At 68.0% G+C, this 17,023-nt stretch carries 15 protein-coding genes and 3 pseudogenes; 7 read left to right on the plus strand and 11 right to left on the minus strand.

The genetic code is table 11. The annotated features are described in order from the left end of the window. Positions 1-190 precede the first annotated feature (190 nt). A protein-coding gene (locus J1C73_RS12765; RefSeq protein WP_307797679.1) for an IS5 family transposase occupies positions 191-1,008 on the plus strand; the annotation gives its coding sequence in 2 pieces (ribosomal slippage) (positions 191-533 and positions 533-1,008; 819 coding nt in all). 63 nt (positions 1,009-1,071) lie between these two features. Here the strand turns inward: J1C73_RS12765 and J1C73_RS12770 are convergent. Continuing rightward, a complete protein-coding gene (locus tag J1C73_RS12770; RefSeq protein ID WP_307797680.1) occupies positions 1,072-1,398 on the minus strand; it encodes a nuclear transport factor 2 family protein in 327 nt (108 codons plus the stop codon). Between the two features lie 339 nt (positions 1,399-1,737). Here J1C73_RS12770 and J1C73_RS12775 point away from each other — a divergent pair. Beyond that, a pseudogene (locus J1C73_RS12775) lies at positions 1,738-2,738 on the plus strand (IS5 family transposase). 20 nt (positions 2,739-2,758) lie between these two features. Here J1C73_RS12775 and J1C73_RS12780 read toward each other — a convergent pair. After that, positions 2,759-3,001, minus strand: a pseudogene (locus tag J1C73_RS12780) (transposase); the annotation flags it as partial. A gap of 126 nt (positions 3,002-3,127) precedes the next feature. Between J1C73_RS12780 and J1C73_RS12785 the strand changes: the two are divergent. From J1C73_RS12785 to J1C73_RS12795, 3 genes are all read left to right on the plus strand, one after another. Further along, positions 3,128-4,171 carry an RNA polymerase subunit sigma-70 gene (locus J1C73_RS12785; protein ID WP_307797681.1) on the plus strand — a complete coding sequence of 348 codons (1,044 nt, stop codon included), beginning with the start codon at positions 3,128-3,130 and terminating at the stop codon, positions 4,169-4,171. A 116-nt stretch (positions 4,172-4,287) separates the two neighbouring features. Beyond that, on the plus strand, positions 4,288-4,806 hold the full coding sequence (locus J1C73_RS12790; RefSeq protein ID WP_207316472.1) for a pyridoxamine 5'-phosphate oxidase family protein: 519 nt from the start codon (positions 4,288-4,290) through the stop codon (positions 4,804-4,806). Positions 4,807-4,858: 52 nt separating this feature from the next. Next, on the plus strand, positions 4,859-5,641 hold the full coding sequence (locus tag J1C73_RS12795; RefSeq protein ID WP_207316473.1) for an alpha/beta hydrolase: 783 nt from the start codon (positions 4,859-4,861) through the stop codon (positions 5,639-5,641). Between the two features lie 306 nt (positions 5,642-5,947). On the opposite strand, the gene J1C73_RS12800 is transcribed toward J1C73_RS12795, so the two are convergent. From J1C73_RS12800 to J1C73_RS12810, 3 genes are read right to left on the minus strand one after another with little or no spacing between them, the layout of a single operon-like run. Continuing rightward, the gene (locus J1C73_RS12800; protein ID WP_207316474.1) at positions 5,948-6,550 is read right to left on the minus strand and encodes a hypothetical protein; all 603 of its coding nucleotides are present in this window, start codon (positions 6,548-6,550) and stop codon (positions 5,948-5,950) included. A 38-nt stretch (positions 6,551-6,588) separates the two neighbouring features. Beyond that, positions 6,589-7,071, minus strand: coding sequence for a pyridoxamine 5'-phosphate oxidase family protein (locus J1C73_RS12805; protein WP_207316475.1), 483 nt, complete (start codon positions 7,069-7,071; stop codon positions 6,589-6,591). Between the two features lie 41 nt (positions 7,072-7,112). Then, the gene (locus J1C73_RS12810) at positions 7,113-8,543 is read right to left on the minus strand and encodes an MFS transporter (RefSeq protein WP_207316476.1); all 1,431 of its coding nucleotides are present in this window, start codon (positions 8,541-8,543) and stop codon (positions 7,113-7,115) included. A gap of 130 nt (positions 8,544-8,673) precedes the next feature. Between J1C73_RS12810 and J1C73_RS12815 the strand changes: the two genes are divergently transcribed. Beyond that, complete coding sequence (locus tag J1C73_RS12815; RefSeq protein WP_207316477.1) at positions 8,674-9,585, plus strand: LysR family transcriptional regulator; 912 nt, start codon at positions 8,674-8,676, stop codon at positions 9,583-9,585. A gap of 83 nt (positions 9,586-9,668) precedes the next feature. Here J1C73_RS12815 and J1C73_RS34790 read toward each other — a convergent pair. Beyond that, positions 9,669-9,909 (minus strand): annotated as a pseudogene (locus tag J1C73_RS34790) (hydrolase); the annotation flags it as partial. Between the two features lie 205 nt (positions 9,910-10,114). Between J1C73_RS34790 and J1C73_RS12820 the strand changes: the two are divergent. Further along, positions 10,115-10,672, plus strand: a complete 558-nt coding sequence (locus J1C73_RS12820) for a hypothetical protein (protein ID WP_207316478.1) — start codon at positions 10,115-10,117, stop codon at positions 10,670-10,672. Between the two features lie 5 nt (positions 10,673-10,677). Here the strand turns inward: J1C73_RS12820 and gnd are convergent, their stop codons facing one another. From gnd to J1C73_RS12845, 5 genes are all read right to left on the minus strand, one after another. Beyond that, positions 10,678-12,117, minus strand: a complete 1,440-nt coding sequence (gene gnd / locus J1C73_RS12825) for an NADP-dependent phosphogluconate dehydrogenase (RefSeq protein ID WP_207316479.1) — start codon at positions 12,115-12,117, stop codon at positions 10,678-10,680. Positions 12,118-12,685: 568 nt separating this feature from the next. Continuing rightward, entirely contained in the window at positions 12,686-14,044 is a 1,359-nt protein-coding gene (locus J1C73_RS12830) for a GH1 family beta-glucosidase (protein ID WP_207316480.1), read from the minus strand. 20 nt (positions 14,045-14,064) lie between these two features. Next, positions 14,065-14,973, minus strand: coding sequence for a carbohydrate ABC transporter permease (locus J1C73_RS12835; RefSeq protein WP_207316481.1), 909 nt, complete (start codon positions 14,971-14,973; stop codon positions 14,065-14,067). Continuing rightward, positions 14,966-15,976 (minus strand): carbohydrate ABC transporter permease, encoded by a 1,011-nt coding sequence (locus J1C73_RS12840; protein ID WP_207316482.1) that lies wholly within the window; start codon positions 15,974-15,976, stop codon positions 14,966-14,968. The genes J1C73_RS12835 and J1C73_RS12840 overlap by 8 nt, the downstream gene beginning before the upstream one ends. Positions 15,977-15,985: 9 nt before the next feature. Further along, positions 15,986-17,023: extracellular solute-binding protein (locus tag J1C73_RS12845; RefSeq protein ID WP_207316483.1), on the minus strand; the 1,038-nt coding region annotated here is incomplete at its 5' end.

Consider the following 17,023-nt stretch of genomic DNA (forward strand, 5'->3'; position numbering starts at 1 on the left):
CTCTTCAACCGCGTTTCCCTCTCCATTAGCCATGAAATTCAGCATGTATTCGCCTGGTCCCTATGGCGAAGAAGAAGCCAAGCCCGAGCCCGCATCAGCCACTACAGACGCAGAGGACATCACGGAGTGTCGTTGTAGTATTAGAGGGTGTCTCACGTGGTCGTTCGCTGATGCGGCATGATGCTGGACTGTGGGTGCTGATCTGTCGCGTCGGCTGGTGCCGGACGAACTGTGGGAGCTGACTGCTCCGTTGTTGCCGAAGTTCACGTCCCGTCCGCAGGGCGGTGGTACTGCTCCGGTGGACGAGCGGGCGGTGTTCACGGCCGTGGTGTACGTGCTGACGAGCGGCTGTGCGTGGCGGTATCTGCCGGACTCCTTCGGTGTCTCGCGGGCCACCGCGCACCGCCGGTTCACGGTGTGGACCGAGGCCGGGTTGTGGCGTCGACTGCACCGGGCGGTGCTGGACGAACTCGGGGCCAGGGGTGAGCTGGACTGGTCGTCCGCGATCGTCGATGCCGCGTCGGTGCGCGCGAAAAGGGGGGCTCGCTGACCGGGCCGAATCCGGTCGATCGCGGCAAGATGGGCAGCAAACTGCACGTGCTGTCCGAGGCCCAGGGCCTGCCGCTGGCCGTCGCGGTGTCCGGCGCGAACATGCACGACAGCCAGGCGTTCAAGCCCTTAATTCCCGGCATCCCCGCCGTCCGCTCCCGCCGCGGACCACGTCGAAGGAAGCCGGTGAAGGTCCGCGCGGACAAGGCGTACTACTCTGCGGAGCACCTCCGCTGGCTCCGCAGCCGGAACCTCGTCGCGCGGATCGCCCGTCCCGGCATCGAGTCCGGCGAGCGGATCGGCCGGCACCGCTGGAAGATCGAGCGGTCAATCGCCTGGCTCTTCGGCTACCGCCGCCTCACCGTCCGGTACGAACAAAAAGGCAGCCACTTCCTCGCCCTCCTCGGCCTCGCCGCAGCCCTGACCTGCTACAAGAGAATCGCGAAACTCGCCATGTGAGACATCCTCTAAGCCAGTACCGCATACCCTCTGACGGTTCGTTCGGTCAGGGAGGTCCGGCAGTCAGCCGAGGAAGTCGACGTGGTCGATCAGGCCGTCGCGGACCCGGTAGGCGACCAGCACGCGGAGGGGGTCGTCCGTGATGCCGTGGGCGATCTCGTGGTCCACCACCCAGTCGCCCTCGGTGAGTCGGCCGACGATCTCGGCCCGGCAGCGGCCCTTGGCGAATATGTCGGCGTACGCCTCCCGCACGGCGTCGCGCCCGAGCAGGCGGTCGCCGCTGCGGCGGTTGATGCAGACGTCGGGGGCGTACGTCGCCGCGAAGGCTTCGAGGTCATGGCTGTTGTAGGCGGCGAGCTGGCGTTCGACGATGGTCTCTGGGGTGGTCACCAGTTGATCATGCAGAGTGTTCCCTCGCTCGTCCAGGGAAGACCGGGACTACCTGTCGATCGGCACATTCACACCTCGCACGACCTCCCGTTCGGCATCTGCCTGCAGTCACCCCCACCCCAGGCCAGCTGGCCGCCCACCGTCAGCTCGACGGTTCCCCCGAGCACGCACTGGACTGCACGTGCGGTCTGCACCTCGTCGCCACCCGCCCACTCGACCTGACCGCACGTCAACCCCCGAAGGACTTTCCAAATCCGACCACTTAGGGCCTGTATCGAGTCGTGATCAATCTGCGGGATTCGCCGTCGCTTCGGGGGCGGATGCTGTAGTCCGGTGTGCATGACGCGGAGACAGCTGACGGACGAGGAGTGGGGGTACGTGGAGCCGTACTTGCCGATCGGCGAGTACGGGCCGTACCCCACGAAACTGCGCGAGCAGTTCGAGGGTGTGATCTGGAAGTTCCGCTCGGGCGCGCAGTGGCGGGAGATGCCGGCCGAGTTCGGCGCTTGGCCCACCGTGTACAACCGGTTCCGCCAGTGGCGGGATGCCGGGGTCTTCGAGAACCTGCTGGAAGGTCTGATCGCGAAGGCTGCGGAGCGGGGCGAGGTGGACCTTTCGCTGGTCAGCGTGGACTCCACCACTACACGTGCCCACCACGACGCCGCCGGGATGCACCTTGATCCGGAGACGCTGGATGCCCTGGAGAAGGCGGCCGAGGAGGAGAGGACTCGCTCAAAGGGGGCGACAGCGAGGAACAAGTCGGGCAGGACACCGACGTCGAGGCCCGGCGGGTCGAACGGCGACGCGTCCGGCGACGCCGCAAGCTCCGTCTGAAGGCCGCCCTGCTCGGCCGCTCGCGGGGCGGGCAGACCAGCAAGGTCCACGTCGCTGCCGACCGCAAGTGCAGACCGCTCGTCCTCACGCTCACCGCCGGACAGGCCGCCGACAGCCCGCAGTTCATCCCCGTGCTCAACAAGGTGCGGGTTCGCCTCCCGGTCGGCCGTCCCCGAACCCGGCCCGACGCGGTCGCCGGAGACAAGGCGTACTCCTCCCGAGGCAACCGCGCCTACCTGCGCAAACGCAGCATCAAGGCCGTCATCCCGGAGAAGAAGGACCAGACCGCCAACCGGAAGAAGAAAGGCCGCCGGGGCGGCCGGCCCCTCACCCACGACGCCGAGCTCTACAAGGACCGCAACACCGTCGAGCGCCTGATCAACAGGCTGAAGGCGTGGCGCGGCATAGCCACCCGCTACGACAAGACCCCCGAGAGCTACCTCGCCGGACTCCATCTCCGCGCCTCCATGATCTGGATCAAGGACCTCACGCGAACCACTCATTGATCACAACTCAATACAGGCCCTAGGACCGCTCCCTCGTCCCTCAGGTGGTCCACCACGTAGGTGCGGATGTCGTCGCGGACCGCGTCGGTGTCCCACGTGGTGCGGCCCAGCAGGTGCTGCATCCCGTCCGGAGTGGCATCACCGGCGTGCTCGGCGATTGTCCAGCAGTTCTTGCGTGGCAGGTCCGACAGCAGTCCCACCACCAGCGAGCGTGCGCGGCGGCGGGGCTTGACCCGGGCGAACCGACCCGCGACACGGCTCATCAGGCCCTCGAACATCGCCTGCCATCGTTTCAGCGTCTACGCTGGCCATGCCCGTGCACAACTTGGCAAGGTCGCGACGGTCAGAGCGCGCCGGGCTCCGCAAGTGGATGGAGAGCTCGGAGGGTCGTGTCATTGGGTGAATTGTGGGCTGAAGGTGGCGCAGTCGTTGCGGCAGCCCAGGCGGGCGACGCGTCGGCGTTCACGGAGCTTGTCGAGCGTTACCGGCGGGAGCTTCAGGTGCATTGCTACCGGATGCTCGGCTCATTCGAGGACTCGGAAGACCTGGTACAAGAGACGTTCCTGCGAGCGTGGCGCAAACGCGAAAGCTTCCAGGGCCGCTCTACATTCCGTGCGTGGCTCTACCGGATCGCGACGAACGCCTGTCTTGACTTCCTGGACCAGCACCCGCGGTACCCGCTTCCACGTGAGGTGGAGCGGGCGAACGATCCACACGTAGCGTCGCCACCAGCGGAGATCCGGTGGCTGCAGCCGTACCCGGACCGGCTGCTGGAACCGATCGCGCCCGGCGAGGCCGAGCCGGACGCCGCCGTGGTTGGCAAGGAGACGATCGAGCTGGCGTTCCTCACCGCCGTCCAACACCTGTCACCTGGACAACGGGCCGCGCTGATTCTGCGAGACGTGCTCGGCTGGTCGGCAAAGGAGACGGCCGCTTCGCTCGGGACGAGTGTCGCCTCGGTGAAGAGCGCCCTGCAGCGAGCGAGGCCGGTCATGAGAGCGCACCTGCCCGAACGCCGCCTGGAATGGGCGCCATCGGCGGAGCCGACCCCGCAGGAGCGGGCGTTGGTGCGGCGCTTCATGGATGCCCACGAGCGGGTCGACACCGCTGCCTTCGCGGAGCTCTTGAGCGAGGACGTGCGGATGACCATGCCCCCCCATCCGTTCTGGTTCGCCGATCGGGCGGCCGTCGTCCGCTTCGCCGAGCACGCGGTCGGACCCGGCTCGCCGCTCTATCAAGGACAGTGGCGAAGCGTACCCCTACGGGCGAACCGGCAGCCGGCAGTAGCGGGGTACGTCCGGCTGCCGGGAGACTCCGAGTACCGGGCCCAGGTGCTCAACGTGCTGCGGGTCGAGGACGAGAAGATCACCGAGATCACCGCCTTCGAGCCTCACATGGTCTCCGCGTTCGGTCTGTCCCTGACGCTGTCCTAGCCGGCGGCGGGTTCCGGCTCGATCGTCGTTCGGGCAGCGATTCCTTTCCAGCCGTCTCACCGTCTCAACACTGACGACCTCGATCTGCGTAGTCGACGACGATGAGGAACTGCCTGATGAAGATCGAAAACCGCGAAGACGTGATGGCACTGCCGCAAGGTGATGTCGGCTTGCTGGACAGCGACGTTGCGCAACGGCTGCTCGCCTCCAAGGAGCTGGCGCGGCTGGCATATGTGGCGGCGGACGGCACGCCACGTGTATTTCCGATGTTGTTCCATTGGACCGGGACCGAGGTCGTGCTCTCGACGTTCGGAGGCGCCAAGGTCCGCGCACTGCGGGCGAAGCCCGACGTCGCCATCACCATCGACGCCGCGTCCACCCCGCCCACGGTGCTCCTCATTCGCGGTCGGGCGTCGGTCACCGACGTCGATGGGATCGTGCCGGAGTACGCGCTGGCCCAGCGCCGCTACGCCGGGGAGGAACAGGGCGCTGCCGATGTGGCGGAGGTCGATCACCCCGGCACGAAGATGGTCCGCATCGCCGTGCGGCCAACCTGGGTCGGAGTCCTCGACTTCCAGACCCGGCTGCCCGGAGGCACCAGCATGGAGGAATTCGAGAGTCGGGGCCGATCGTGACGACCGAGGCCGAAAGCCCGCTCACCCGCCGCCATCAGGAGGACCACTCGTCATGACCACCTACGTATTGATCCCCGGCGCCGCGTCCGACTCATGGTATTGGCATCTACTGAAGGCCGAGCTGTGTGCCCGCGGCCACGACGTCGTCGCGGCTGACCTGCCGTGCGACGACGATTCGGCCGGGCTGGCCGAGTACGCCGACGTAGTGATCGACGCCATCGGCGATCGTACCGGTCTCGTCGTGGTCGCCCATTCCTTTGGCGGGTTCACCGCACCGCTCGTGTGCGATCGGGTACCGGTTGAGCTGCTCGTGCTGATGACGGCGATGATTCCGTCGCCGGGTGAGCCGGCCAGCGACTGGTGGGCCAACACCGGCTGGGAGCAGGCCAGGCACAAGCAGGACAAGCGCGACGGCAGGGCGCCAGGCGACGACACTGACCTGTTTCTCCACGACGTCCCGCCCGAGCTTGCGGCAGAGGCTAAAAAAAGGAGCCGCGATCAGTCCGGCACCCCATTCGTCAAGCCGTGGCCGCTCGCCGCCTGGCCACCTGTGTCAACGAAGTTCCTGCTGTGCCGCGACGACCGCTTCTTCCCAGCCGAGTTCATGCGCCGCATCGTCAGGGAACGCCTGGGCATCGTCCCCGACGAGATCGACGGTGGCCATAGCGTCGCCCTCAGCCGTCCCAAAGAGCTAGCCGACCGGCTGGAGGCCTACCAGACGGACGTGCTGCGGCACCCGGCAAAGACCGCCTCACTCCCATTCCAGCCCGCTACACTCTGCACGCCCAAGCCGCTGACCAGCGCTAATGAAGAAGTCCGGCTGGAGTACTACTGAGGTTTTCGCTTTGGCGTCCGGTGGTGACTGTTGGTGATTCCTGCGGTATGCCGGTGGGATGCGGTATGCGGAGGGTGGGGGCCTGACTGCTTGGGTTCCCGGGGTGACCTTGCGCCAGCGGGTACCCAGCTCCTTGCGCTGCTTGCGTATCAGGTCGGCGACGAGGTCGATGGGCGACTTCGACACAGGGCGAACCTGGAGAGCCATCGGCGGGCTGGTTGTTCTTCGCTCAACACGCCAACTCCCGCCGGGGCCCTCGCGTTGTTGCAGGAATCGGCCACTCCGCGGCCGGATGCCAGGCTGGTGTCAGCGCGGTCCGTAGCGGCCCGACGGGGTGCGGTGCAGCCAGCCCCGGTCCGCGAGCCGCTTCAGCTTGCCCCGCATCGCTTCGGGCTGCGCGGGCAGCACGCCCAGCCTCAACTCCTCGCACACCTCCCAGGCCTTGACCGGCCCGTCGGACGCACCCGCGACCACCTGCACAATCCGCTGATAGCCGGCGGGCAGCACCTCTTCGCTCATCCCCTCGACGCGGTGCGGCACGAGCAGCATCCCGCCGGCTCCCGACGCTTGCGTCGCCACTGGATCCGGCTCCACCGGATCGTCCCGCCTGTCGCCGTCCGTCGCCTCGGCGTACTGGCCGAACACCACCTCCGCGGCCTCCAGCCGGGCCACCTCGACATCGATCTCGGCGAGACTCACGCCAGCCCCGTGACCTGCGAAATCAGGATGGAAATCGATCAATCGGTGGCTGCGGGCGATGGCCGCGTTGGAGATACCGTCAGCGGCAGCCAGGACGACCTCGGCTCGCTGGATGCGCCGCAGCGGGGCGGTGCGCGAGTGGGCCAACTGCTCCAGGACCGCCCGCTGGTTCTTGTCCCAGACCACCGTGAACGGGCTGTGCGCCGGCATGACCCCACCGCTGGGTGTCGCACACCGACCAGAATGTGTCAGCTGTCGGGGTACCAGATGGTGCTGCGCAGGTCGGCGCCCCGTACGAGCTGGATCCGCCAGGGATCGATACGGATCACGTGGTATTGGGGATCAGTGGGGCCGCCGCGCCAGTACTGGGCCGGGTCGTAACCCAATCCCGGCGGACTGCCCTTGACGTACAGATCCCAGGCGTGGCGTCTGGACTCCTCGTCCTCGGCCCAGGCGGAGACGCTGTCCACGAAAGCGGCGTTCTGGCGGGGGCTCCAGTACGCGTACGTGGTGTGCGGGTTGCCCGCCAGGTGGGCCGTCTTGACGGGGGTCTTGTAGGCGGCAAGCCAGCCGACCGGGTGGCCGTCGACGACTTCCCAGACGGGGAACAGCACGCGGGCCCGGGGGCGGTCCTTCCGGTCGACGGTGATCATCGTGGCGTACTTGATGTCGCGTACATAGGCGAAGAAGGTGTCCTGAATATCGGAGAAGGCACCGGCTTTGGCGGCCATGAAGGCTCCTTGCGGGGGCGAGGGCGGGGGCACGGGCGTGGTCAGTGGGGAGCGGAGGTCTCCGTACGATTCGCGGCGCCGTCATCGAACGCGACCACCGTGCCCGCGGTGCCCTTCGGGGACCGCAGCCCGAAAGCGCCGACGAGGGCGGCGAGCAGGGCGGCGGCGAGCGGGACGACCAGGGCGGCGTGATAACCGTCGAGCAGAGCCGCTGGCGCATCCGAATCGGTGGCGGCGACGTTTACGGCGGTGGCAGCGGAGAGGCCGAGCGCGGCGCCGAACTGGAAGGACGTGTAGAGCAGGCCGCCGGCCAGTCCCTGTTCCTCCTCCTCGATACCGGCCGTGGCGGCGATGGTGAGGGGGCCGTACGCCAGCGCGAAGGCGAGGCCGAGGATGAGCAGGCTCGGGAACATCACCGGATACGCCCAGTCGGCGCCGACCGGCAGGAACAGGGCGTACGCGAGCGCGGCCAGCAGCAGTCCGACGAAGATCACCCTGGCGTTGCCGAACCGGCTCACCAGCTTGGGCGTGAGGGTGGGCGAGAGGATCGCGTCGATGCCGATGACGATCATCGCGAAGCTCGTCTGAAGCGTCGACCAGCCGCGCAGCTCCTGCAGATACAGCACCACGAGGAACTGGAAGCCGAAGAAGCCGGCCGCGAACAGCAGCCCCGCGAGGTTGGCGCGGACCAGTGAGGCGTTGCGGAAGATGCCCAGGCGTACGAGCGGGGAGGACGAGCGCCGTTCGACGGCGATGAAGACGCCAAGAAGGACCAGGCCCGCCGCGAGCGTCCCGAGAGTCCAGCCGATACCCGCATGAGAGACACGTTCGACGCCGAGGACGAGGAGCACGATGGCGGAGGTGATGCTGACCGAACCGGCCAGATCGACCTTCTCTCCGGTCCGATCCGGCCGCGGCGACTTGGGGACGAGCGCGAGCGCGGTGATCAGGATGATGCCGGACAGGACGACCGGGGCGAAGAACACCCACCGCCAGTCGACCGCGGTGAGCAGCCCGCCGACGACCAGGCCGATCGAGAAGCCGCCCGCGGCGGTGCCGGAGTAGACGAGCAGGGCTTTGTCGCGCTGCGGGCCCTCCTCGAAACTCGTGGTGATGATCGACAGGCCGGCCGGGGTCATGAAGGCGGCGGCGACGCCGCTGACGAACCGCGCGACGATCAGCATCCAGCCGTCGGTGGCGAATCCGCCGAGGCCCGAGAAGAGCAGGAAGACGGTGAGCCAGAAGACAAACATCTGGCGGCGTCCGAAGAGGTCGGCGGCCCGTCCCCCCAGCAGCATGAAGCCGCCATAGCCGAGGACGTACGCACTCATCACCCACTGCAGCTCACCAGTGGACATGCCAAGGTCGAAGCGTATGGAGGGAAGGGCCACATTGAGCATGGCCACGTCGATGCCTTCCAGGAAGATCGCACCGCACAGGACGAACAGCACGCCCCAGTCACGCACACGCATGTGAATTCCTCGATGGTGTGTAGGGAAGTTCTTGGCTCACCACCATTGATGAGGCGCGAGGGGGGAACAACGGCGAAGATCGCAACGTTCGTTCAGCCAGGCTTACCGATCCGGCGATCTGGGGACGAACATGGAACGCGTTGAACTGGAGTGCTTTCTCATCCTCGCCGAGGAGCTGCACTTCGGCCGCACGGCGGATCGGATGCGGCTGTCGCGCGCCCGGGTGAGCCAGCTCGTCCAACGCCTGGAACGCCGCATCGGCGCCCCGCTGTTCGTCCGCACGAGCCGCCGCGTCGCCCTCACCGCCCTCGGCCGGCAGCTCCGCGACGACCTTGAGCCGCACCACCGCGCGGTGGAGGCCGCCGTCGCACGGGCCACCGCCGCCGCGCGCGGTATCAAACGCGGTATCAAGGGGGTGCTGCACGTCGGGTTCTCCAGCCCGCCGGCCGGGGAGATCGTGATGAGGGCCGCGGAGGCGCTCCGTATCAGCCACCCCGAGTTGGGCGTGGAGATCTGTGAGGTGCCGTTCTCGGACCCGTTCGGGCAGTTGCGCAACGGCGAGTTCGATGTGCAGCTCACGGAGCTCCCCGTGCGCGAAGACGATCTGGGCGAGGGGCCCACCCTGCTCACGGAGGAGCGTGTGCTGGCGATCTCGTCCAGGCATCCGCTGGCCGCCGGGGAGAAGGTGTCGCTCGAAGATCTGGCCGATGTGCTGTTGCTGACCATCGACGGTGAACTCCCGGACTACCGGCTGGAGCACCATGTGCCAGCGCGCACGCCCAGCGGCAGACCGATCGGCCACGGTCCGGCCGTCACCAACATGCAAGAGGCACTCCTGCTCATCGCCGGTGGCAAAGGGGCCTTGCTGTCAGCCGCGCACACCGCCGCGTATTACACCCGGCCCGGCGTCGCGTACATTCCGTTCGAGGACGCCGACCCCATCGGATACGGCTTGGTATGGCGGGCCGGGGACGACACCAGTGCCGTCCAGGTCTTCGCGCGAACGGCGCTTGAGGTGGTGCGGAACACCCACCGCATCTAGCCAGGAGTACGGCGTGCCCTTCGGGACGGCGTGGAACATCAGAGGAAACGTCGGGCCGGCGGGCGGGCTGGTGGCGATGTCACCGCCGAGAAGCAGATGCAGTAGCGCCCCCCGTCCCGCACGACCTCCGGAGCCCAGGTCTCACCGCGGTCATGGGTGTTCGGCCAGACCTGCCGGGCGCCGCTGCCAGCGCGGCGGTCGACGAGGCCTGACGCACACGATGCCGCCTCCGGCGGACTGCATCGATACGTAGGTGGATCCGACGCGCAGCACACTGGGGTCGGCGGCCCGGAGCGTGGTCTGGCCGGCCTCGGCGGACGGCATCGATACGATTGCATCGAGGTGAGCTCGCTCTCGCAGGATCGCGAGCGGCGATGGACATGCCAATGCTGTTGCTGTTGCTGTTCGCGTCCGCCTGAGCCGGTTGATCGTCCACGATGAGCACGGTGTCCTCGGCGAACCGCCAACGGGTTGCGGTGCGAGCAATGGGCTGAGGGGGCGGCGATGCGATCGTCTGGGGGACTTTGAGATGCCGGGCCGACCGCTGCTGTTCGTCGACGTGGACGGTCCCCTCAACCCATACGCGGCGAAGCGTGAGAGGCGTCCCGAGGGCTACACCACGCTCAGGGTGCCCCGTGGAGGCGGGGCGCCGGAGGAAAACGGCGAACGCTTGCTCCGTCGGCGGCCCCTGCGGGTCTGGCTCAACCCGGAGCACGGACCAGACCTGCTCCGACTCGACTACGAGCTGTGCTGGGCCACCAGCTGGATGGCCGATGCCAACCGGTGGATCGCCCCGGTGCTCGGCCTTCCCGTACTGCCGTTCGTCGACTTCGGTGACGCCTTGTTCCGGGAGCGCCCCGACGGAGTTCACTGGAAGACTGCTCCACTGCTGGACTACGCCAACGGCCGTCCCTTCGCCTGGGTGGACGACGAACAGAGCGATGCGGACCATGCGTACATGACCGCCCACCACAGCGCACCCGCTCTGTTGCACCACGTCAACCCCCGGATCGGCCTGCGCGAGGACGACTTCCGGACGCTTGCCGACTTCGCCCGGTCCTCGGGCGCTTCACAAGCCGGCAACTGAGCCGGTCAGCTTTCGACTTCGGTCTTGTCGCCACCCCAGAGGGTGTGGAAGACGCCGTCGCGGTCGACGCGGCGGTAGGTGTGTGCGCCGAAGTAGTCGCGCTGGCCCTGGGTGAGGGCGGCCGGGAGGCGTTCGGCGCGCAGGGAGTCGTAGTAGGCGAGCGTGGAGGTGAAGGCGGGAGTCGGAACGCCCTGGGTGATGGCGGTGGCTGCGACGGCGCGCCAGTCGTCCTGCGCGGCGGCGATCTCTTCGGCGAAGCTCTTGTCGGCCAGGAGGCTCGGCAGCTGAGCCCGGGCTTCGTAGGCGCTGGTGATCCTGTCGAGGAACGCGGCCCGGATGATGCAACCGCCGCGCCAGATCGCGGCGACCTTGCCGAGGTCGATGCTCCAGTCGTACTTTTCGCTGCCGGCCGCAATCTCGTGGAAGCCCTGGGTGTAGGAGACGATCTTCGATGCGTACAGGGCCTGCTCGACCTGGTCGGCGAATGCTGCCGCCTCGTCCGCGCCGAGCGTGCGGGCGGTCGGTCCGACGAGATGGCGGGAGGCTTCGCGGAGCGCGGCGTGGCCGGAGACGGAGCGGGCGAAGACGGCCTCGGCGATGCCGGATACGGGAACGCCCAGGTCGAGAGCGATCTGCACGGTCCAGCGGCCGGTGCCCTTCTGCTCCGCCTGGTCGAGCACCACGTCCACGAAGGGCTTGCCGGTCGCCGCGTCGACCTGGGAGAGCACCTCCGCGGTGATCTCGATGAGGTAGGAGTCCAGACGGCCGGTGTTCCAGGTGCGGAAGATGTCCGCGATCTGCGTGGCGGAGTATCCCGCGACGTCGCGGAGCAGCTGGTAGGCCTCGCCGATGAGCTGCATGTCCGCGTACTCGATGCCGTTGTGCGTCATCTTCACGAAATGTCCGGCACCGTCGGGGCCGACATGCGTGACACAAGGAGCCCCGTCCTTGGCCTTCGCGGAGATCTTCTCCAGCATCGGCCCCAGCGATTCGTACGATTCGACCGAACCGCCCGGCATGATGCTCGGCCCGTTCAGCGCGCCCTCCTCGCCGCCCGAGATGCCGGCGCCGACGAAATGGATACCGCGCTCGCGCAGCTCCTTCTCCCGGCGCCGGGTGTCCTCGAAGTGGGCGTTGCCGCCGTCGATGACGACATCGCCCTCGTCTAGCAAGGGCGCGAACTCCTGGATCACCGCGTCCGTCGGCTCGCCCGCCTTCACCATGACGACGAGGCGGCGGGGCCGCTCCAGCGCCGCGACGAACTCCTGCGGTGTGTGAGCGGCGATGAAGGCCCCCTCGTCGCCGAACTCCTTGACCAGGGCATCGGTCTTCGCGGTCGTACGGTTGTGCAACGCGACCGTGAAGCCGTTGCGGGCGAAGTTGCGGGCCAGGTTGCGGCCCATCACCGCGAGTCCGGTGACGCCGATCTGCGCAGTGCCGCTCATCTGGGTGCTCCTGCAATCTGTTGGGGGACGCCGGGACGCCGGGACGTTGAGATGCCGCGATGTCCAGTATGGATACGGGACCGGGGGACGGCCTGTTCAGCGGCGGAGCCGGGGCGCCGCTACCCTGTGGCGCTGCCGCTGCACCGCCCGGAGTTCGTGAGCGTGCCGGCCTTGCGTCCAGCCCTCGCGGTGTGAACGCCAACCGGCCCGAGCAGGGGCGCTGTTCGCCGACTCTTGACACTTCCTGAGCGGCGGCGCAAGACTGACCATGGTTCGGAGAGCGCTCTCCCAATCGAGTTCGGCGCCCGTTACGGGCTGCTGATCCCGTAGGACCCCGCACCGTCCCATCCCCGCTGTCGGTACGCTGCGGAAGTCCGCGGTGGTCACGGAAATCCGTGACCACCGCGGACTCGTCGCGTGACGGGCCGGGCGCCGTGAACGCCCGCGGTGCCCCGCAGGCCGGGACGGACGCGGCGGGCGGCCGCCCGCGGAAACACGAGACCTCCGGCCGCGGCGGTCGTCCGCCGCGTCCGGAGGAAGGCCGGCCCTCAGGGGCCGGTCCGGTGGTTCAGGCGGGCTTGCCCGAGCGGCCCTCCGCTGCCTCACGGATCAGCTCGGCGTAGCGGCGGCCGCTGCTCTTGACGGTGCGGCGCTGCGTCGGGTAGTCGACGTGGACCAGGCCGAACCGCTTGTCGTAGCCGTACGCCCACTCGAAGTTGTCCAGCAGCGACCAGGCGAAGTACCCGGCGAGCGGCGCACCCTTGCGGACGGCCCGCGCACAGGCGGCGAGATGCTCCTCCAGGTACCGGGTGCGCTCCGGGTCGTGCACCGAACCGTCGGCCAGGACGACGTCCTGGTACGCCGAGCCGTTCTCGGTGACGTAGATGCGCCGCACGCCGTACTCCTCGGTCAGGCGCAGCAGCAGCTGCTCCAGGCCCTCGGCGTGGACCTCCCAGTCCATGTGGGTGTGGCGGGAGCCCGGCAGGTAGACCTGCTTGGCGTGCGGGACGGGACCGGTCGCGTCGGCGGTGACGACCTGGCGGAAGTAGTAGTTCACGCCCAGCCAGTCGAGTGGCGCCGCGATGATCTCCATGTCGCCCGGCCGCACCGGGAGTTCGACCCCGTACAGGTCGACCATGTCCTGCGGGTAGCCGCGCCCGAGGATCGGGTCGAGCCACCAGCGGTTGGTGTGGCCGTCGCCGCGCACCGCCGCGGCCCGGTCCGCCTCGCGGTCGGTGGCGGCCTCCACCGGGCTGAGGTTGTTGACGATGCCGACGCGGGCGTCCGGGGACGCGGCCCGGATCGCCTGCACGGCGAGACCGTGCCCGAGGTGCAGGTGGTACGAGGCCCGGACGGCGGCGGTCAGGTCGGTGAGACCCGGTGCCATCGTGCCCTCCAGATGGCCGATCCAGGCCGAGCAGAGCGGTTCGTTGAGGGTCGCCCAGTCCTTCACCCGGTCACCGAGGCGCTCCACGACGACCGAGGTGTACGCGGCGAAGTGCTCGGCCGTCTCCCGGACCGTCCAGCCGCCGCGGTCCTGGAGCGCCTGCGGGAGGTCCCAGTGGTAGAGCGTGGCGAACGGGGTGATCCCGGCGTCGAGGAGGCCGTCGACCAGCCGGTCGTAGAAGTCGAGCCCGGCCTTGTTGACCGGGCCGTCGCCGCCCGGGACGATCCGCGGCCAGGCGAGTGAGAAGCGGTAGGCGCCCGCCCCCACCTCCTTGATCAGGGCGATGTCCTCGGGAACCCGGTGGTAGTGGTCGCAGGCCACGTCGCCGGTGTCGTTGCCGGCCACGTTGCCGGGGATGTGGGAGAACGTGTCCCAGATCGACGGGGCCCGGCCGTCCTGCGCCACGGCCCCCTCGATCTGGTACGCGGCGGTGGCGACGCCCCAGGCGAAGTCGGCCGGGAGGGCGCTGAGGTCGTTCACGGACTTCCTTTCCGAAATGGTCACTTGACGGCTCCCGCGGTGAGGCCCGCGACGAGGTAGCGCTGAAGCAGCAGGAACCCGGCGACGATCGGGACACTGACGACGAGCGAGGCGGCCATCACCTGGTTCCAGTACACGTCGTTCTGGGTGGCGTAGCCCTGGAGGCCGACGGCCAGGGTGCGGGTGGTGTCGTTGGTCATGACGGAGGCGAAGAGCACCTCGCCCCAGGCCGTCATGAACGCGTACACGGCGACGGCGACGATGCCCGGCACGGCGGCCGGCACGACGACCCGGAACAGGGCGCCGAGCGGTCCGCAGCCGTCCACCAGGGCGGCCTCGTCCAGATCCCTCGGGATCGAGTCGAAGTAGCCGATGAGCATCCAGATGGAGAACGGCAGGGAGAACGTCAGATACGTGAGGATCAGTCCGCCGCGCGAGCCGTACAGCGCGATACCGGTGCTGTTCCCGATGTTGACGAAGATCAGGAACAGCGGGAGCAGGAAGAGGATGCCGGGGAACATCTGGGTGGAGAGCACGGTGACGGTGAAGACGCGCTTGCCGCGGAACTTGTAGCGGCTCACGGCGTACGCGGAGAACACCGCGATGATCACCGAAAGCACTGTCGCCGAACCCGCCACGACCAGCGAGTTGACGAAGTACCGGGCGAGCGGGACGGTCTTCCAGATGTCGAAGTACGGCTTGACGGTCAGCCCGGACGGTATCCAGTGGAACTTCCCCGACACGTCCTGGAGCGGCTTGAGCGAGCTGCTGACCATCACATAGACGGGCAGCAGGGCGAAGGCGGCCAGGAAGGTCAGGATGACGCGGCGGGTCCAGAGGAAGGACTGCGGCGCGGCCATCGGGGACCGCCTCCGGGCCCGGGACCTCGGCGCTCCCGGCAGCGCGGCCGGCTGGGCATGGCTAGGCATCGGAGCCTTTCCTTCCGCGTGAGGTGATGAGCAGGTAGACGGCCGTCACGACCAGCAGGAAGAGCAGCAGGAGTACGGACATGGCGGATCCGGTGCCGAAGTTCCAGGTGACGAACGACGACTGGTAGATGTGGATCGAGATCAGGTCCGCGCTCGAAGGTGCGGCCTTCCCGAAGAGGACGTACGGGGTGTTGAAGTCATTGAACGTCCACAGGAACAGGACGAGCACGAGGACCTGGTTGACCGGGCGGAGCGCCGGCAGGGTGATCTTGCGGATCTGCTGCCAGATGCCGGCGCCGTCGATCGCGGAGGCCTCGTAGAGCTCGCGCGGGATGTTCTGCAGCCCCGCCATCACGATGAGGAAGGCGAACGGCCAGCCCTTCCAGACCGAGACGACGATCAGGGCGTAGATGCTGTTGTCACCGATCAGCCAGAAGGACGGCTGGTCGGTCAGCCCGAGCTGGTCGTGGAGCACGTGGTTGACCAGGCCGTTGTCCCGCTGGAACATGAACGCCCAGGTGATGACGGCCGCGTAGACCGGCAGGGCGTACGGGACGAGGAAGATCGCCCGGAGGAAGCCCCGGCCGCGGAAGTTCTCCTGCAGCATGATCGCCGCCGCGACTCCGAACAGCCAGGCCAGGCCGACGGCGAAGAACGTGAAGACACAGGTGACGAAGAACGAGTGGAGCAGCGCCTCGCCGATCGGGGCGTTGACGTCCACGGCGATCTTGTAGTTGTCGAAGCCGCTCCAGGGCGCTCCGCCCCAGTTGTTGATGTAGAACTGCGTGAGCTCGCGGAAGCTCATCACGATTCCGATGATCATCGGAATCACGTGGACGAGGAGTTCGAGCAGGACGGCCGGCAGGAGCAGGAGATAGGGCAGTCCGCCCTGGCGGATCCGGTCGGGGATGCGCGGCAGCCTCCTGCGCGCACCCCCGGTGCCCCGGCTCGTCACCCTGTCCGACTTTTCCGTCCGGCTGTCGGTGGTCACGGTGGCGGTCATGAGGGAGCCTTACTGCTGCATCGTCTGCTGGGCCTTTTCGAGGCGCGCCTTGACGGATTCGGTGGTCACGGGGCGTCCGGCTGCGGCATCGGCCCACAGCTCCTTGACCGCCGTACCCACGGCCGTCTCGAACTGCGACTCGTTCGGCACCTGCGGCAGCGGGGCGGCGCTGGTGGACAGGGTGTCGCGCAGGACCTTCAGGTCGGGGGCGGAGAACGCCGCGTCGGCCTGGGCGGTCTTGACCGGCGGGATCGATCCGTAAGTCTTGTTGAGCAGTTTCTGCTCGGCGTCGCTGGTCATGAACTTCACGAACTTCTTGGCGCCGTCGATGTTCTTGGTGTTCTTGAACACCGCCATGTTGATGCCGGCGACCATGGAGTTGGTGCTCTTTCCGGTGCCCGGGGTGCCGGACCCGACGGGGACCGGGGCCGCTCCCCAGTCCTCGGGCTTCATGCCCTGGGAGGCGAAGGTGGACGCCGCAGCCTGCCAGAGGACCATCGCGGTCTTGCCCTTGGCGAAGTCCGTGAGGGACTGGTTCTGGGCGTACTCCGCGTTGCCCGGAGCGATGATCTTGTCCTTGGCCATGAAGTCGATGTACTGCTTCACGGCCGCCACGGCGCCGTCGGAGGTGAAGGTCGCCTTGCCGTCGGAGTCGAAGAAGTCCGCACCGTGCTGCTGGCCCAGGACGAAGGTCTGGTGGATGTTGTTGGAGAGGTTGGAGCCCTCGGCGCCCAGCCCCCACTTGCCGTCCTTGGAGAGTTTCTTGCCGTCCGCGACCAGTTCGTCCCAGGTGGCCGGCGGCTTGCTGATGCCCGCGTCGGCGAAGCTCTTCTTGTTGTAGTACAGGGCGTACGCGAGTGAGTACAGCGGCACCGCGGAGGGGTCCTTGCCCTCCGCTCCGGCCGAGGCGACCGCCGAGTCCACGAAGCGGTCCCGGCCGCCGATCGCGTCGAAGTTGGCCTTGTTCCAGGGGAGCAGCGCGCCCGTCGCCTGAAGCGACGCCGACCAGGTGTTGCCGATGTTCAGCACGTCCGGGCCCTGACCGGA

Source organism: Streptomyces laculatispora (assembly GCF_017353455.1).
GTDB lineage: Bacteria > Actinomycetota > Actinomycetes > Streptomycetales > Streptomycetaceae > Streptomyces > Streptomyces laculatispora.

What these genes read in the sequence shown, in the direction of transcription:
- J1C73_RS12810 (WP_207316476.1), bottom strand. Translation starts at nt 8,543, where the DNA reads ATGCGTGTGCGTGACTGGGGCGTGCTGTTCGTCCTGTGCGGTGCGATC.
- J1C73_RS12815 (WP_207316477.1), top strand. Translation starts at nt 8,674, where the DNA reads ATGGAACGCGTTGAACTGGAGTGCTTTCTCATCCTCGCCGAGGAGCTG.
- gnd (WP_207316479.1), bottom strand. Translation starts at nt 12,117, where the DNA reads ATGAGCGGCACTGCGCAGATCGGCGTCACCGGACTCGCGGTGATGGGC.
- J1C73_RS12820 (WP_207316478.1), top strand. Translation starts at nt 10,115, where the DNA reads ATGCCGGGCCGACCGCTGCTGTTCGTCGACGTGGACGGTCCCCTCAAC.
- J1C73_RS12800 (WP_207316474.1), bottom strand. Translation starts at nt 6,550, where the DNA reads ATGCCGGCGCACAGCCCGTTCACGGTGGTCTGGGACAAGAACCAGCGG.
- J1C73_RS12835 (WP_207316481.1), bottom strand. Translation starts at nt 14,973, where the DNA reads ATGCCTAGCCATGCCCAGCCGGCCGCGCTGCCGGGAGCGCCGAGGTCC.
- J1C73_RS12805 (WP_207316475.1), bottom strand. Translation starts at nt 7,071, where the DNA reads ATGGCCGCCAAAGCCGGTGCCTTCTCCGATATTCAGGACACCTTCTTC.
- J1C73_RS12840 (WP_207316482.1), bottom strand. Translation starts at nt 15,976, where the DNA reads ATGACCGCCACCGTGACCACCGACAGCCGGACGGAAAAGTCGGACAGG.
- J1C73_RS12790 (WP_207316472.1), top strand. Translation starts at nt 4,288, where the DNA reads ATGAAGATCGAAAACCGCGAAGACGTGATGGCACTGCCGCAAGGTGAT.
- J1C73_RS12795 (WP_207316473.1), top strand. Translation starts at nt 4,859, where the DNA reads ATGACCACCTACGTATTGATCCCCGGCGCCGCGTCCGACTCATGGTAT.